The organism is Kribbella sp. NPDC043289, from assembly GCF_056436705.1.
Genome location: NZ_JBWKCB010000003.1, coordinates 1,123,281 through 1,138,505, shown reverse-complemented (window position 1 = coordinate 1,138,505; position 15,225 = coordinate 1,123,281). Strand labels below are relative to the sequence as shown.

14 protein-coding genes are annotated in these 15,225 nt (G+C 68.5%); 3 read left to right on the top strand and 11 right to left on the bottom strand.

Annotated elements, in window-relative coordinates; translation table 11 throughout:
- Positions 1-11 precede the first annotated feature (11 nt).
- Positions 12-1,364, top strand: a complete 1,353-nt coding sequence (locus tag AC0662_RS23925; protein WP_478303287.1) for a serine hydrolase domain-containing protein — start codon at positions 12-14, stop codon at positions 1,362-1,364.
- 4 nt (positions 1,365-1,368) lie between these two features.
- On the opposite strand, the gene AC0662_RS23920 is transcribed toward AC0662_RS23925, so the two are convergent.
- From AC0662_RS23920 to AC0662_RS23900, 5 genes are all read right to left on the bottom strand, one after another.
- Positions 1,369-1,812, bottom strand: a complete 444-nt coding sequence (locus AC0662_RS23920) for a VOC family protein (protein ID WP_452204208.1) — start codon at positions 1,810-1,812, stop codon at positions 1,369-1,371.
- A gap of 38 nt (positions 1,813-1,850) precedes the next feature.
- The gene (locus tag AC0662_RS23915; RefSeq protein ID WP_452204209.1) at positions 1,851-2,669 is read right to left on the bottom strand and encodes an ABC transporter permease; all 819 of its coding nucleotides are present in this window, start codon (positions 2,667-2,669) and stop codon (positions 1,851-1,853) included.
- A complete protein-coding gene (locus AC0662_RS23910; RefSeq protein ID WP_478303284.1) occupies positions 2,666-3,655 on the bottom strand; it encodes an ATP-binding cassette domain-containing protein in 990 nt (329 codons plus the stop codon). The genes AC0662_RS23915 and AC0662_RS23910 overlap by 4 nt, the downstream gene beginning before the upstream one ends.
- Positions 3,656-3,768: 113 nt before the next feature.
- On the bottom strand, positions 3,769-5,097 hold the full coding sequence (locus tag AC0662_RS23905; RefSeq protein ID WP_478303282.1) for an MFS transporter: 1,329 nt from the start codon (positions 5,095-5,097) through the stop codon (positions 3,769-3,771).
- The gene (locus tag AC0662_RS23900; protein WP_452204212.1) at positions 5,094-5,846 is read right to left on the bottom strand and encodes a GntR family transcriptional regulator; all 753 of its coding nucleotides are present in this window, start codon (positions 5,844-5,846) and stop codon (positions 5,094-5,096) included. The genes AC0662_RS23905 and AC0662_RS23900 overlap by 4 nt, the downstream gene beginning before the upstream one ends.
- A gap of 278 nt (positions 5,847-6,124) precedes the next feature.
- On the opposite strand from AC0662_RS23900, the gene AC0662_RS23895 reads away from it, so the two are divergent.
- Both AC0662_RS23895 and AC0662_RS23890 read left to right on the top strand, forming a co-directional pair.
- The gene (locus AC0662_RS23895; RefSeq protein ID WP_478303280.1) at positions 6,125-7,528 is read left to right on the top strand and encodes a S8 family peptidase; all 1,404 of its coding nucleotides are present in this window, start codon (positions 6,125-6,127) and stop codon (positions 7,526-7,528) included.
- Positions 7,529-7,933: 405 nt separating this feature from the next.
- Positions 7,934-8,767, top strand: a complete 834-nt coding sequence (locus AC0662_RS23890; protein WP_478303278.1) for a carbon-nitrogen hydrolase family protein — start codon at positions 7,934-7,936, stop codon at positions 8,765-8,767.
- A 2-nt stretch (positions 8,768-8,769) separates the two neighbouring features.
- Here AC0662_RS23890 and AC0662_RS23885 read toward each other — a convergent pair whose 3' ends face one another.
- The 6 genes from AC0662_RS23885 to pdhA form a co-directional block, all read right to left on the bottom strand.
- Entirely contained in the window at positions 8,770-9,600 is an 831-nt protein-coding gene (locus AC0662_RS23885) for an EamA family transporter (RefSeq protein ID WP_452204215.1), read from the bottom strand.
- A gap of 103 nt (positions 9,601-9,703) precedes the next feature.
- Positions 9,704-10,654, bottom strand: coding sequence for an NAD-dependent epimerase/dehydratase family protein (locus AC0662_RS23880; RefSeq protein ID WP_478303276.1), 951 nt, complete (start codon positions 10,652-10,654; stop codon positions 9,704-9,706).
- A complete protein-coding gene (locus tag AC0662_RS23875; RefSeq protein ID WP_452204217.1) occupies positions 10,651-11,088 on the bottom strand; it encodes a MerR family transcriptional regulator in 438 nt (145 codons plus the stop codon). The genes AC0662_RS23880 and AC0662_RS23875 overlap by 4 nt, the downstream gene beginning before the upstream one ends.
- Positions 11,089-11,224: 136 nt before the next feature.
- Positions 11,225-12,745: a dihydrolipoamide acetyltransferase family protein gene (locus AC0662_RS23870; protein WP_478303274.1), complete on the bottom strand. Its 1,521-nt coding sequence runs from the start codon at positions 12,743-12,745 to the stop codon at positions 11,225-11,227.
- A complete protein-coding gene (locus AC0662_RS23865) occupies positions 12,745-13,722 on the bottom strand; it encodes an alpha-ketoacid dehydrogenase subunit beta (RefSeq protein WP_478303272.1) in 978 nt (325 codons plus the stop codon). Before AC0662_RS23865 ends, AC0662_RS23870 begins: the two co-directional genes overlap by 1 nt.
- Before the next feature lie 3 nt (positions 13,723-13,725).
- Positions 13,726-14,889 carry a pyruvate dehydrogenase (acetyl-transferring) E1 component subunit alpha gene (gene pdhA / locus AC0662_RS23860; RefSeq protein ID WP_452204220.1) on the bottom strand — a complete coding sequence of 388 codons (1,164 nt, stop codon included), beginning with the start codon at positions 14,887-14,889 and terminating at the stop codon, positions 13,726-13,728.
- Positions 14,890-15,225 lie beyond the last annotated feature (336 nt).

Sequence of the window (15,225 nt, the reverse complement as noted above, 5' to 3'; positions counted from 1 at the left end):
AGGTCGGCCGAGTGACAGAACTCGCCGCGCAGACCCAGCACGCGCTCTCTCGCATCGTCGCCGAACGCCAGTCCAAGGGCCGGGTCCCCGGAGTAGTGGGCGCCGTCGCCCGCGCCGGGTCGCTGGCCTGGTCGACCGGTGCCGGCTCCGCCGACCTGGGCAGTCCGGGCGTCCCGCCGACCGCGGACTCGCAGTTCCTGATCGCCTCGCAGAGCAAGACGCTGACCGCGGTCGCGATCATGGCGCTGCGTGACGAGGGCAAGCTCAGCCTCGACGACACGATCGAGACACTGATCCCGCAGAGCAAACACGAAGGCATCACCGTGCGGCAGATGCTCAGCCACGCCAGCGGCATGCAGCGCGAACCGGTCGGCGACGTGTGGGACCTGATGAAGTTCCCGTCCCGCGAGGAGCTGGTACCGGGCTGGAACGACGCGTCCCGGATCGGCAAGCCGCACCACCGCTTCCACTACTCGAACCTGGTGTTCTCCCTGCTCGGTGAGATCGTCGCCCGGCTCGACGGCCGGTCCTGGTACGACGCCGTCAAGGCCCGGATCCTCGACCCGCTGGAGATGCGCCGGACGACGGTCGGCATGGACGGCGGACCGGCCCAGACCGGGTACTACGTGCCGCCGTGGACCGACGTACCGGTGCGGGAGCCGCTGCTCGACATCGGCGCGATGGACGCCTGCGGTGGGCTCGCGTCGACGGCCGAGGACCTGGCGAAGTGGGCGATGTTCATCGCGAACCCGGTCGACGAGGTGCTGTCGAAGGACACCCTCGACGAGATGTGCCAGGTGCAGATCATGGCCGACGTGGACCGCTGGCAGCTCGCCTTCGGGCTCGGGTTCATGCTGCTGCGCCGCGGCGACCGGCTGTTCGTCGGGCACGACGGTGGCATGCCCGGTCACATCACCTCGACGTTCGTGCACCGCGAGTCCGGTACAGCGGGGATCGCGCTCTTCGGGTCGACCTCGTCACCCGCGCCGAGCGCACTGGCGACCGACCTGATCATCAAGGTGCTCGAGGACGATCCGCTGCCGCCGGAGGCCTGGGTCCCGGGCACCGAGGTGCCGGCCGAGTTCGCCGGGGTCCTCGGCACCTGGTTCTCCGAGGGCAGCCCGTTCGACTTCACGGTCAAGGGCGGCGTACTGCACGCCAAGGGCCGGGGCGCGCCCGAGCACCAGGCCCCCGCGGTCTTCGAGCGGATCGCCGAGGACACCTACCGAACTATCTCCGGCCGCGAGACCGGCGAAGAACTCCGCATCACCCGCGACCCCACCGGCACCCCCACAAAGTTGCACTGGGCAACCTACCTGTGCACCCGAGAACCGCTCTCCTTCGGAGAGATCAACCCGGGCTGAGTGGTCAGACCACGCAGAAGTCGTTGCCTTCTGGGTCTTGCATCCAGAAGTGGTCGAGGGTGGTGGAGTTTTCCATCGGGACCTCTCGGACGACGGTGGCGCCGGCGGTGACCAGGGTTGCGGCGAAGGCACGGATGCGTTGCTCGCGGAGGTCCTGCGGTACGGCGCGGCCGCCCGCGACCTGGAGATCCAGGTGCAGGCGGTTCTTGGTCGTGCGCGGTTCGGGAACCTTGAGGAACGAGATCCGCGGGAGTACGCCGTTCGGGTCGGACAGCGAGGCGCCGTCGTTCCACTCGTGCTCGGGAACGTTCATCGCTGTCAGCCAGGCCTCCCACGTGTCCCATCCTTCGGGCGGATCGGCCTCCGTGTAGCCCAGCGCCGTACACCAGAACCGCGCGACCAGGGCCGGGTCCGCGCAGTCGACGGTGAGCGTCCAAGTGGTCGTCATACCGACCACTCTGACGCTCACCACCGACAAATCCGGTCTCAGGTACGGCGGCGGTACGCGCGGATCGCGAGCGGCGCGAAGACCGCGACCAGACCGACCATCCAGGCCAGCGTGATCAGCAGCGGCTTCTGCAGGTCACCGCCACCCATCAACGCCCGTTCGGTGTCGACCAGGTACGTGATCGGGCTGATGTGCACGAAGGACTGCAGGAATCCCGGCAGCGTGTCGGTCGGTACGAAGATGTTGCTACCGAACGTCAGCGGGAACATCACCAGGAACGCGATGCCCTGCACACCCTGGGCGGTCTTCAGCGTGAGCCCCAGCCAGACCCAGATCCAGCACATCGACAGCGCGAACAGCAGCACGATCAGCATCCCCAGCAGACCGTTGGCGACACCGTTCTCGAACCGGAATCCGAGAACAAAACCGCTGGTCATCAGGATCACGATCGACAGTGCGTAGCGGACAGCGTCACCGAGCACCGCACCGATCAGTGGTGCGATCCGGGCGATCGGCAGCGACCGGAACCGGTCGAACACGCCCTTGGCGAAGTCGTCGTTCAGCGCGACCCCGGTGCCCATCGTGGAGAACACGACCGTCTGCACCAGCAGTCCGGGCAGCAGGTACGGCAGGTACTGGTGCCAGTCGCCGCCCTGCGAGATCGCGCCGCCGAAGACGAACACGAACAACACCAGGAAGATGATCGGCTGGAACGTCACATCCGCCAGCGCTTCCGGGTTCTGGCGGATCCGGACGATGTTCCGCCAGGCCAGCGTCAGGCTCTGCTGCACCCAGGCGAACGGCCGGGTACGACGGCTCGCGTGGGCCGGAGGTACTTCAAGAGTTGCGGCGCTCATCGGCCCACTCCTTCCAGAACGTTGTCGGTCTGCTTCTCTTCAGCGGTGTGCCCGGTCAGCGCCAGGAACACCTCGTCAAGACTTGGCAGCCGCAGCGACAGTTCGGTCACCGCGATGCCTTCCTCGTCCAGCCGCCGTACGACGACCGGCATCGACGAACCGTCCGTCACCGGCACGCTGACCAGCGCGTTCACCACGTCCACCGAGGGACGGGCGCCGACGGATTCGGCGACGATCGCGGCCACCCGCTCGAGGTGCGCGGGCTCGGCCGGACGGACGTCCAGCGACTGCTTGCCCGCCTGCGCCTTGAGCTCGGACGGCCGCCCGTTCGCGACCACGTTGCCCTTGTCGAACACCACGATCGAGTCCGCGAGCGCGTCGGCCTCTTCCAGGTACTGCGTGGTGAGCAGCACCGTGGTTCCGTCGAGCACCAGGTTGCGGACCGTCTCCCAGACACCGTTGCGGGCGTGCGGGTCGAGGCCGGTGGTGGGCTCGTCGAGGTAGAGGATGCTCGGGTTGCCGACCAGACTCGCGGCCAGGTCGAGGCGGCGGCGCATACCGCCTGAGTACGTCTTGGCGATCCGGTCGCTCGCGTCGGTCAACTCGAACCGCTCCAGCAGCTCGTCGGCCTTCGCCCGGGCCTGGCCGCGCGAGTAACCGAGCAGCCGGCCGATCATGATCAGGTTCCGGCGGCCGGACATGTCCTCGTCGACCGAGGCGTACTGTCCGGTCAGCCCGATGATGCTGCGCACCTTGCCGGCTTCGCGAACGACGTCGTACCCGCCGACCGTGGCGTGGCCGGCGTCCGGGCGGAGCAGCGTGCCGAGAATGCGGACCGCGGTCGTCTTGCCGGCGCCGTTCGGGCCGAGGACCCCGAGAACGGTGCCGGTGGGCACGCTCAGGTCGACGCCGGCAAGTGCGGTCGTGTTGCCATATTTCTTGACCAGACCGACCGCCTCGATGGCGACCTGGTTCGTTGTGGTCATCGGTACCTCCCAGTGGACTTCTTACTGGGACTACCGTGCCGCGCCGCCCTGGCACCGCTCTGGCACTCTGCTGACAGCGCATCTCAGCCGGTATCAGTGCCTGTCAGCGCCTCTCAGCGGACTGCTTCAGCCTCCAGCGGGACGATCCGGTTGGCGAGCAGCGCCTGGTACGCCTCGGGGTTGTACCGGGCCAGGTTGCCGCGGGCGCGGCGCCGGTACTTGATGATCTGCCGGGTGCCGATCGCCCAGAGCACGTACTGGAACGCCAGCGCGACCTTGAAGTCGCCGATCGCCTGCGGTGCGCCGCCGGACGACGCGTCCAGCAGTACGCCGACCATGCCGATGCAGATCAGCGTCGCGATGAAGCCGCCGGTGTTCACCATCCCGTTCGCCGCACCGAAGCGCGTCGTCGGGTTGAACGTCCGCGCGTAGTCCAGCCCGAGCATCGACCCGGGCCCACCCGCTGCCTGTACGACGATCAGCAGCAGGAGCACCGGCATCGGCGCACGACCCGGCCAGAGCAGGACGACAGTCCACATCAGCACCGAACCCGCGACCACCGCCAGCACGATCCAGGACCGGTAGAACGGGAACTTGGCCGCGTACCGCCCGACCAACGGGCCGTAACAGAGCCCGGCGAGCACCGGAACGATCAGCATCGCCGCAGCGGTCGTCGGAGCCACACCCTGGCCCTGCACGAGGAACGGGTAGCCCCAGAGCAGACCGAAGGTACTGCCGGAGAAGCTGGTCGTGAAGTGCGTCCACAGGCCGAGCCGCGTGCCCGGCTCCTTCCAGGCCTGGCGCAGGTTCTTCCGGACTTCGCTGAGCGCCATCTTGGGCCGCTTGAGCGGTTCGTCGTACGGCGTGTCCTTGATCAGGAACAGCACCAGCACACCGGCGGCGAGACTCATGACACTCGCGCCGGCGAACGTCGGCGTCCAGCCGAAGGCATGGAACGCGGCAGCCATCGGGACGGTCGACATGATCGCGCCGAGCCCACCGAGCATTCCGGTGGCCTGTGACATCACCGGCTGGCGCAGCGCGGGGAACCAGGACATGACCACGCGCAGCACACTGATGAAGACCAGTGCGTCACCGACACCGAGGATCGCCCGCGCCGCGAGCGCAGCGGGGTACGAGTCGACCAGGCTGAACGCGGACTGCGCCACGAAGAGCAGACCGGACGCGGCCAGCAGCAAACGCTTGGATCCGTAGCGGTCGAGCAGAACGCCGACGGGCACCTGCATCGCGGCGTACACGGTCAGCTGTACGACGGTGAAGCTCGCCAGCGCGGACGCGGAGATGTGGAAACGTTCGGCGGCCTGCAGTCCGGCCACGCTCATCGAGCCGCGGTGCAGCACGGTCACGAGGTACGTCAGGACAGCAGTGGCCCACACCGCCCAGGCTCGCCGACCGCCCAGGGGGAAGAGGAGTTCGGTCACCGCGTGCCCCGCAGATCGTTCGAGGCTTCGGCGATGTGTGCGACGACGAGCTCCCGGAAGCGCTTGACGCTGTTGCCACCGAGGGCGTCGATCATCTCCTGGTGGGCGGTGATCGACTTGTCCATCCGGGCCGGCTGGACCTCGATGCCCGGCACGCCCATCCGGACCTGACGGTCCCGCAGGCTGTTGTAGAGCTTGGCCAGGATTTGGTTGCCGGCGGCATCGACGATCGCCTCGTGGAAGGCGCGGTCGGCCTCCAGGAAGCTCTTCGCGTCACCCGCCTTGCGGTTCGCGCGCATCTCGTCGACGCGCTCGGACAGGGTCTCGATCAGCTGCTTGCGGCGCGGCCACACCTTGGCGGCCGCGTGGGTCTCGATCAGCTCGCGGGCCTCGAGGACGTCGTCGACCTCCTGCGGCAGCACCGGCAGGACGAGCGCGCCCCGCTTCGGGTACAGCCGGACCAGGCCGGATTCCTCCAGGCGGAGCAGGGCCTCGCGGACCGGCGTACGGGAGACACCGACCGCGGTCGCAAGCTCGCCCTCGGTGAGCAGCTCACCGCCCGGGTACTCCCGGTCGAGGATGGCTGCCTTCACGTAGGCATACACCCGCTCGGCCGCGGGGATCTTCTCCACCCCCGGCGCCGCCTCGACGACCACGCGAGCGATCTCCGCGGTCTCGTCCCCCAGTATCAACGCATCATTCGCCGGCACCTGATCCGGCTTCCCGCCTGCCACCGCACTCCAACCCATACGACTCGTATACCTGATGTATCTATGGTGGCATAAGCCCACCACCCACAGCTAATCCACCGCGCGCGCCGGTTATTCCCCAGGATGTCCACGAGTTATCCACAGGCAGATCCACAGGATGTGGGCAACTGAGCGTGAACGACCGGACGCTCGGTAGTGACGAGCGCAGGGTTTCCCCTGCGTTGTGGACGAACGACTCCGGACGCCGGGATTCCGCTCTAGAGTCCGGGATACCGGCCCGGGCCCGTCCGCCTGGGCCTCGCTCCCGAGGAGGCAGCGTGTCCCGAACTTCCCGCCGGCTGGTGGCCGGTCTCTCCGCCGCCGCACTGACCTGCGCGTCACTCGCCGCCGCGACCACGGCGAACGCCGCTGTGGTTGACGACGCGGCAGCCGGTCCGCTGATGAACTACGTGGTCAACACCAAGGCGACTCCCGGTCACGTCCGCAAGACCGAGGACGCCGTAAAGGCCGCCGGCGGGACCGTGCTGATCTCGTACCGGCAGCTCGGCGTGGTGATCGCCCAGTCGACCAACCCAGACTTCCGGACAGCTGTCCGCTCCGGCCAGAACGGCCGTGAGGTGGAGTCCGTCGGCGCCACCCGTACGGCCGCGGTCAGCGAAGGCGCCGGCGGGTCGACCGCGCTCGACGAGTCCGCGGCGACGCCGGTCCCCGACCCGCAAGAGGGCGACCAGTGGGACATGGCCCAGATCAAGGCCGACCAGGCGCACGCGGTGACCGACGGTTCGAAGAGCGTGCTGGTCGGCATCAACGACAGCGGCGTCGACGACACGCACCCGGACCTCGCGCCGAACTTCGACGCGCGTGACTCGGTGAACTGCGTGAAGAACGGCGTACCGGATCAGACACCCGGCGGCTGGCGCCCGACGACGAGTTCGCACGGCACCCACGTCGCCGGCACGGTCGCGGCGGCGCGCAACGGTATCGGGATCGTCGGCGTCGCGCCGGGTGTGCGGATCGCGTCGGTCAAGGTGGTCAACGACGCCGGCTTCATCTATCCGGAGTACTCGATCTGCGGGATCGTGTGGGCCGCCGAGCACCACATGGCCGTGACGAACCACAGCTACTTCATCGACCCGTTCGAGTTCTGGTGCAAGGACAACGGTGACCAGGGCGCGGTGCAGGAAGCGGTCCGGCGCGCGTACGCGTGGGCGACCGACCAGGGCACGCTCTCGGTCGCGGCCGCCGGCAACTCGAACTACGACCTCGCCCACAAGACCACCGACAACGGCAGCCCGAACGACTCGACCGCCGTACCGCGGACCATCAACAACGACTGCCTCGACATGCCGACCGAACTCCCCGGCGTGATCACCGTCGCCAGCACCACCCAGACCCGCGCCCGCAGCAGCTTCTCCAACTTCGGCCTGAACAAGATCGACGTCGCCGCTCCCGGCAGCTCGATCCTGTCCACCCTGCCCGGCGGCGGCTACGGACGGATGAGCGGTACGTCGATGGCGTCGCCGCACGTCACCGGCGTCGCGGCCCTGATGAAGTCCGTGCACCCCTGGTGGAGCCCGCGCGACATCGAACGCGCCCTCCAGGCCGAGGCCGACGACACCGCCTGCCCCACCACCCCCGACGCCCGCTGCACCGGCACCACCGCCAACAACTCCTTCTACGGCGAAGGCATCGCCGACGCCCTCGACGCAGTACACCGCTGAGCCGAGTGGGGGTCCACCGCCCGGGACCCCCACTCACTTTCTTCAACCAGGTAATCCAGCCCGCCGCATGGTGTTGGTGGGAGGTCCAGCCCGCGCGGCGGGTCAAGGCGTCGGACCTGCGGCGTGCCGGCCGTGGAAGTCGGTGTTGAGGTCCGCCAGTTCGGTCGCCTTCAGTATTCGGCCTCTGCCAGCGTTGACCGGCCACACCGGTCAGGAGATCGACGCGATGACCTGCGCTGCCCAGTACGATCTGTGGCTGGCGTGGCCTGCGCCTAACCTTCGGTGGCCGTTCTCAGCGCGGTCTGGTGTGGAGGCAAAGGGACCTTGGTCTCAGGTCGTTCTCCTGGTCCGACTGTCTCGGGCGTGGTTGCTGAGGAACCGTGTGCCGGGGCGTGGAGGACGACCATGACGAGTACGGCATCTCTTCGTGTCGCGGTGGCGCAGACGATCGCTACCGCCGACGTACGGCACAACGGCAGCACCGTGCGGCGGCTGATGCGCGCGGCCGCCGAGGCGCGGGCTCGGTTGGTGCAGTTCCCGGAAGGGTTTCTGTCGGGGTACGCGAAAGAGCAGATCCAGGACTGGGACGACGTCGACTGGACCGCGGTCCGCGACGAGCTGCGGCAGATCACCGCCTTGGCCGCCGAGCTGGGGATCTGGGTCGTCCTGGGTTCCGCGCATCCGCTGACCCCGCCGCATCGGCCGCACAACAGCCTCTACGTGATCTCCGACGCGGGCGAGATCGTCGATCGGTACGACAAGCGGTACTGCTCGCACACCGAGATCACCACGTTCTACAGTCCGGGGTTCGAGCCTGTCGTGTTCGACGTCGACGGGTTCCGGTTCGGGTGCGCGATCTGTATCGAGATCAACTTCCCGGATCTGTTCTCGCAGTACGGCGAACTCGGCGTGGACTGTCTCTTGCTGTCGGCCTACCCGGTCGACGAGGTGTTCGAGGCCAAGGCGCGCTCACACGCGTCGATCAACACCTACTGGGTCGCGATGGCGTTGCCGGAGCAGACCGCGCACCTGATGAGCTCCGGCGTGATCGGCCCGGACGGGCGCTACCTCGCGCAGCTCGACGGCGGCGAAGGGCTGGTGTACGCCGACCTGACGCGAGCCGACTTCGAGGTCTGGTTCGAGAGGGCACGGCCGTGGCGAAAGTCGGCGTTGGACGGTGAGATCTACCGCAGCCGACGAGTCGACGATCCTCGGAGTGCCGACCGTACCTGTCTGTGAACTCAGCCCGTGGTGATCAGGATGATGCCGGCTACTACTACGGCTGCGGCGGCGGCTCGTTTGGGGCCGAAGCGTTCGTGGAAGAAGAGGGCGCCGATGATGGCGCCGAAGATGATGCTGGTTTCGCGGAGGGCGGCGATGGTGGCGAGGGTGCCTCGGGTTTGGGCCCAGAGGACCAAGCCGTACGCGACCATCGAGACGACGCCGCCGGCCAGACCGGAGAGGATGGCGGGTCTCGGGAGGTTGAACGTCTGCGGCCCGCGCCAGAGCAGGATCGCGATCGGCATCGCGAACCCCTGAAGCATGAAGACCCAGCCCATGTACGTCGCGACCGGCATCTTGTGAACCGCCACGCCGTCCACCACCGTGTACGACGCGATCATCAGCCCCGTGCCGAACGCAGCGAACAGCGCCGGCGCCTGCCCGCGACCAGGCCGGCCGATGAACACGAGCCCGATCAACCCAGCCGACACCAGCAGCACACCGGCCAGCTCGAGTACGGCCAAGTGCTGATGCAGTACGACGATCGACACCACGGCCACGACCCACGGCGACGTACCGCGGGCCAACGGATACATCTGACTGAACTGACCCAGCTGATACGACGCCAACAGCCCACCCAGATACGCGAGATGCAGCAGCGCCGACGCGATGATGTATCCCCACGTGCCACTCGGCGGCAGCCCCATCACCAGTACGGCGACCAGCCCGATGACCCCCGCCGCCAGCTCGAACAACGCGAGCCCTGCAAACCGATCCGGTGCCCCATGCGCCATCGCGTTCCACGTCGCGTGCAACACCGCCGCCCCGAGCACCACCACAATCACCAGCACGGCCCCACCCTCTCACCGCCCGACTGGAGCGGTCAGGTGAATTTCGACCAGCGGATTGTTCGAGCGCTGGCGGGTTTCAACCTGCCAGCCGACACACAACCCGTCAGCGCGACAGCAGTCCCAGGGACAGCAGGCTGTCCGCGGTGTCGGTGATGGTGGTTTCTACTGCGCGGGGGCGCCAGCCGAGGTCTGTGCGGGCGCGGGCGTTGTGGATGACGGGGCGCGGGAGGTCGGGGCCGTCGGCCTCCTCGGTGGGGGTCGGGATGCCGAGGTGGCGGTGCAGGATCTGGGCTATCTCGAGGAAACTGACGGTCGGGCCGTCGGCGACCGCCAGGTACCGCTTGCCTGCGGCAACTTTCGACGCCATCGCCCGGACGTGCAGGTCCGCGACGTCGCGGACGTCGACCACCCCGAAGCGGGCTCGCGGTGCCACGGTCATCGATCCGTCCAGCATCATCGTGATCAGCTGGGTCGAGGACCGCAGGTCGGCGGTGAGGGTCGGGCCGAAGATCCCGGTCGGGTTGACGACCACGAGCTCGGTGCCGGCGCTGTCCATCAGGTCCCAGGCGGCCCGTTCGGCGATCGCCTTCGAGCGCGGGTACGGCGCGAGGCCCGGCGTCTCCGGATCGGTCCAGTCGTCCTCGGTGAACTCGGCCCCGGGCTTCGGCGTGTACCCGACAGCAGCAAAAGACGACGTCAGTACGACGCGACGCGCGCCGGCGTCCCGCGCGGCCCGCAGTACCCGGAGAGTGCCCTCGCGCGCCGGGACGATCAGCTCGTCGGGATCCTCCGGCTGGGTGACCGGGATCGGCGAGGCGACATGATGGATCTCGGCGCAGCCGGCGACCGCGGCAGGCCAACCGTCGTCGGACAGGAGGTCCGCGGTGACGATCTCCAGACCGGAGTCGTCCGCGCCACCACGGCGTACGGCGGCGCGTACGTCGTCGGCGCGTGACAGCGAGCGCACCGTCGTACGGACCTCGGAACCGTTGCGCAGTAGCTGTGCGATCAGATGGGTCGCGAGGTACCCGGAGCCTCCGGTGACCAGGATCATTGCAGTGCTCCCAAGGTGGTGACGACGCCGATCAGGCGTTCGGTGACTTCGGCCTCCGCGGCGTCGTCGCGGCGGTCGCGGGCATCCCACAGCGCGGCCTTCTCGCGCAGGTACTCGAGGCGCACCTGCTGCGCGGCGATCTCGGCCTTGATGCGCTCCGCGTGCCGCAGCAGCAGGTCGCGCTGCTCGGCCGCCGCCGCCCGGCCGCGGGCGCGGTTCGCGAGGTAGGTCCGCATGTCGTCGATCCCGACCCCGGCGGCCCGCAGACAGGCCAGCGCCTCGAGGGTGTCGACGTCCGTGGCGCGGTACCGGCGGTGGCCGCTGCTCGCGTCGCGGTCGATCGGGCCGACCAGGCCGACGTCCTCGTAGTACCGCAGGGTCGGCTCGCTGAGGCCGCTGCGCCGGGCGACCTGCTGGATGGTGAAGCTCGTCATGTCACCCACGGTCACATACCTCAAGCGGTTGAGGTCAAACGCTCGCCTTTGTGGAACATAGGTGCCACCTGGCGCACCATTCTTTCCACAAAGCAACGAGGGCCCGGGCTGTGCCCGGGCCCTCGTCGAACAGCTCTCAGAACATCAGTGCGCGAGCGGGGTCTTCGAGGATGCTCGCGACGTCGGCGAGGAAGGTGGAGCCCTTCTCGCCGTCGATCAGGCGGTGGTCGAAGGACAGCGCGAGCGTGGTGATCCAGCGCGGGACGATCTCGTCGTCCACCACCCACGGCTGCTTGCGGACCGCGCCGAACGCGAGGATCGCCGCTTCGCCCGGGTTGATGATCGGCGTACCGGCGTCGACGCCGAACACGCCCACGTTGGTGATCGTGAACGACCCACCGGCCTGGTCCGCCGGCGCGGTCTTGCCCTCGCGCGCGACGGCGACCAGGTCGTTCAGCGCCCCGCACAGGTCGGGCAGGGTGAGCGAGTCGGCGCCCTTGATGTTCGGGACGATCAACCCGCGCGGGGTGGCCGCGGCGATACCGAGGTTCACTGCGCCCTTGTAGACGATCTCCTGTGCCTGCTCGTCCCAGGCCGCATTGATGATCGGGGTACGCCGGGCCGCCAGCGTGACCGCCTTCGCGACGATCAGCAACGGCGAGACGCGCAGGTCCCGGAATGCCTTGTCACCCTTGAGCCGCTCGACCAGCTCCATCGTGGCGCTGACGTCGACGGTGATCCACTCCGTCACATGCGGCGCGGTGAACGCACTGGCAACCATCGCCTGCGCCATCACCTTCTGCACACCCTTGACGGGCACCCGAGTGTCACCCTGCGCAGCAACCACCGGCGCCGCTTCATAGACAGGTGCAGCCGGCGCGGCCACGTACCCCTCGACATCAGCCCGCGTGATGATCCCGCCCGGACCCGTCGCAGTCACCGTCGCCAGGTCAATCCCAAGATCCTTGGCCAACTTCCGCACCGGCGGCTTGGCCAACACATGCACCGCCGCACCGCCTCCGGCGACGCCAGGCGCCGCGGAAGCACCGGCACCCGGGACAGCGGAGGCGCCGATGGCGCCCGCACTACTCGGAACGGCGGAGGCTCCGGCGGCAGCCGAGGCCGGGGCCGACACCGGAGCCGCGACCGCGACCGCGACCGCGACCGGGGCAGCCTGGGGCACCGGGGCGGGCGCAGCTTGGGGCACCGGGGCGGGCGAGCTGACGGGGGCCGGCTGGGTTACCACCCCCGCAGCCGGAGCCAGCGCCGAGCTGGCGGAGGCTGCGGGAGCCCTCCGCGCGCGGCGCTTGGCCTCGGTGGTCTTCGGCCCGTACCCGACGAGCACCGCCGTACGACCGCCAGACTCCTCCGGCTCCGGCACGGTCGGCACCATGTCGTCCGCGAGTCCTTCGGCCGCGTCGGTCTGCACCGAGATGATCGGCGTACCGACCGGGACCGTCTCGCCTTCCGGCACCAGCAACTCGGTGATCACACCGGCGAACGGCACCGGCAGCTCGACCAGCGACTTCGCGGTCTCGATCTCGACCACGGTGTCGTTGAGCTTGACCGTGTCGCCGGGCTTGACCTTCCAGCTGACGATCTCGGCCTCGACGAGACCTTCACCGACGTCGGGCAGGCGGAACTGCTGGATCGCCATCAGTACCCCATCACGCGGTCGACGCCGTCCAGCACCCGGTCGAGGTCCGGGAGGTAGTCGTCTTCCATCCGCGACGGCGGGTACGGGGTGTCGTATCCGGTGACCCGCAGTACCGGCGCCTCGAGGTGGTAGAAGCACTCCTCGGTGACGCGCGCGGCGATCTCCGACCCGGGCCCGAGCGACAGCGGGGCCTCGTGCACCACGACCGCCCGCCGGGTCTTCTTCACCGACGCGAAGATCGTCGCGAGGTCCAGCGGCGAGATCGTCCGCAGGTCGATGACCTCGAGGTTGCGCCCGTCCTCGACCGCGGCCTCGGCCGCCTGCAGGCAGGTCTTGACCATCGGGCCGTGGCAGAGCAGCGTCGCGTCGGTGCCCTCGCGGACCACCTTGGCCTTGTGCAGCGGCTGCGCCGGCGGCACGGACTCGTCCAGCTCGGCTTTCTCGTGGTACCGGCGCTTCGGCTCGAAGAACACCACCGGGTCGTCGGACGAGATCGCCTGCTGGATCATCCAGTACGCGTCCACCGGGTCGCCACAGGACACCACCTTCAGGCCGGGGACGTGCGCGAACAGCGTCTCCGGCGACTCCGAGTGGTGCTCGACCGCGCCGATGCCGCCGCCGAACGGGATCCGGATCACGATCGGCATCCGGATCTTGCCCATCGACCGGTAGTGCATCTTCGCGACCTGGCTGATGATCTGGTCGTACGCCGGGAACACGAACCCGTCGAACTGGATCTCGCACACCGGCCGGTACCCGCGCAGCGCGAGACCGACCGCCGTACCGATGATCCCGGACTCGGCCAGCGGGGTGTCGATCACCCGGTCCTCGCCGAAGTCCTTCTGCAGTCCTTCGGTGACCCGGAAGACACCGCCGAGCTTGCCGATGTCCTCACCCATCACGAGGACCTTCGGGTCGTTCTCCATCGCGGCCCGCAGGCCGGCGTTGATGGCCTTGCCGAGAGTGATCTTGGTCATCGCTCAGCCCTCGCCTTCGAACGACGCGGCGTACGCGGCGTACTGGTCGCGCTGCTCGGCGAGCTGCGGCGTCTCCTCGACGTACACGTGCTGGAAGAACTCGGTCAGCGTCGGCTCCGGCAGCGACAGGCAGCCGGCCCGCAGCTCGGCGGCGATCTTGTCCGCGTCGGCGTCGATCTCGTCGAAGAAGTCGTGGTCGACCTCGGCGTGCCGGGCCAGGTAGGCGTGCACGCGCTCGATCGGGTCCTTGAGCTTCCAGTGCTCGAGGTCCTCGTTCAGCCGGTACTTCGTCGGGTCGTCGGACGTGGTGTGCGCACCCATCCGGTACGTGTACGCCTCGATCAGCGTCGGGCCGCTGCCTTCGCGAGCCCGCTTCAACGCCTGCTGCGTGACGGCGTACGTCGCCAGGACGTCGTTGCCGTCGACGCGCACGCCCGGGAAGCCGAAGCCGGCGGCGCGCTGGTACAGCGGGATCCGGGTCTGCCGGTCGATCGGCTCCGAGATCGCCCACTGGTTGTTCTGGCAGAAGAACACAACCGGCGCGTTGAACACCGAGGCCCAGATGAACGCCTCGTTGACGTCACCCTGGCTGCTGGCGCCGTCACCGAAGTACGCGATCGTCGCCTCGCCGTCCTCGGCGTCGCCGATCGCGTGGTCGCGCTGCTGGCCCATCGCGTACCCGGTCGCGTGCAGCGTCTGGGCGCCGATCACGATCGTGTACAGGTGGAAGTTGTTGTCCTTCGGGTCCCAGGCACCCTGGTCGACGCCGCGGAACAGGCCGAGCAGGTTCAGCGGGTTGACCCCCTGGCACCAGGCGACGCCGTGCTCGCGGTAGGTCGGGAAGACCATGTCCTTGTTGTTCAGGGCACGGCCGGAGCCGATCTGCGCGGCCTCCTGGCCGAGCAGCGACGCCCACAGACCGAGCTCACCCTGGCGCTGCAGGGCGGTCGCCTCGGTGTCGATCCGGCGGACCAGGACCATGTCCCGGTAGAGGCCCTTGATGGCCTCGTCGTCCAGGTCGAACGCGTAGTCCGGGTGCTCGACGCGCTCACCTTCGGGCGTCAGCAGCTGGACGAACTCGACCTCCTCGGAGGCCTGGGGCGGACTGACCGGCGCCTTGTGGGGCGCGAACACTTCCGGGGCAGGGCCCGGCACCGACTCACTCACATGCACTCCTCGGGTTCGAGCGCGGGATCGCCGCGACCGCAACATTGCACGGGGCCCGGCCCGTTGCGCCGGATGAGGCTTTCAAGGCTGGTCCGCGTGATTCCAGGGGTTGATGCACTGCTGGCAGTGGACCTCCTCACTGGTCTCACTCCCATCTTGCCGGACACCGTACCTAGCAGGTGCCTGATCCGCTAACTGTCTGGACGCTGGCGGGTACGGCGGTACCGAAATCGGTCCTGCGCTGAGACACCAGTCCAACCACTGGTCCCATCAGCGCGCTCATATTACAGAGATCGGCCATCTCGACATGAAGTGTCACAAATTCGTCTCGATCAG

What these genes read in the sequence shown, in the direction of transcription:
- AC0662_RS23865 (WP_478303272.1), bottom strand. Translation starts at nt 13,722, where the DNA reads ATGACCAAGATCACTCTCGGCAAGGCCATCAACGCCGGCCTGCGGGCC.
- AC0662_RS23915 (WP_452204209.1), bottom strand. Translation starts at nt 2,669, where the DNA reads ATGAGCGCCGCAACTCTTGAAGTACCTCCGGCCCACGCGAGCCGTCGT.
- AC0662_RS23900 (WP_452204212.1), bottom strand. Translation starts at nt 5,846, where the DNA reads ATGGGTTGGAGTGCGGTGGCAGGCGGGAAGCCGGATCAGGTGCCGGCG.
- AC0662_RS23880 (WP_478303276.1), bottom strand. Translation starts at nt 10,654, where the DNA reads ATGATCCTGGTCACCGGAGGCTCCGGGTACCTCGCGACCCATCTGATC.
- AC0662_RS23875 (WP_452204217.1), bottom strand. Translation starts at nt 11,088, where the DNA reads ATGACGAGCTTCACCATCCAGCAGGTCGCCCGGCGCAGCGGCCTCAGC.
- AC0662_RS23920 (WP_452204208.1), bottom strand. Translation starts at nt 1,812, where the DNA reads ATGACGACCACTTGGACGCTCACCGTCGACTGCGCGGACCCGGCCCTG.
- AC0662_RS23910 (WP_478303284.1), bottom strand. Translation starts at nt 3,655, where the DNA reads ATGACCACAACGAACCAGGTCGCCATCGAGGCGGTCGGTCTGGTCAAG.
- AC0662_RS23870 (WP_478303274.1), bottom strand. Translation starts at nt 12,745, where the DNA reads ATGGCGATCCAGCAGTTCCGCCTGCCCGACGTCGGTGAAGGTCTCGTC.
- AC0662_RS23890 (WP_478303278.1), top strand. Translation starts at nt 7,934, where the DNA reads ATGACGAGTACGGCATCTCTTCGTGTCGCGGTGGCGCAGACGATCGCT.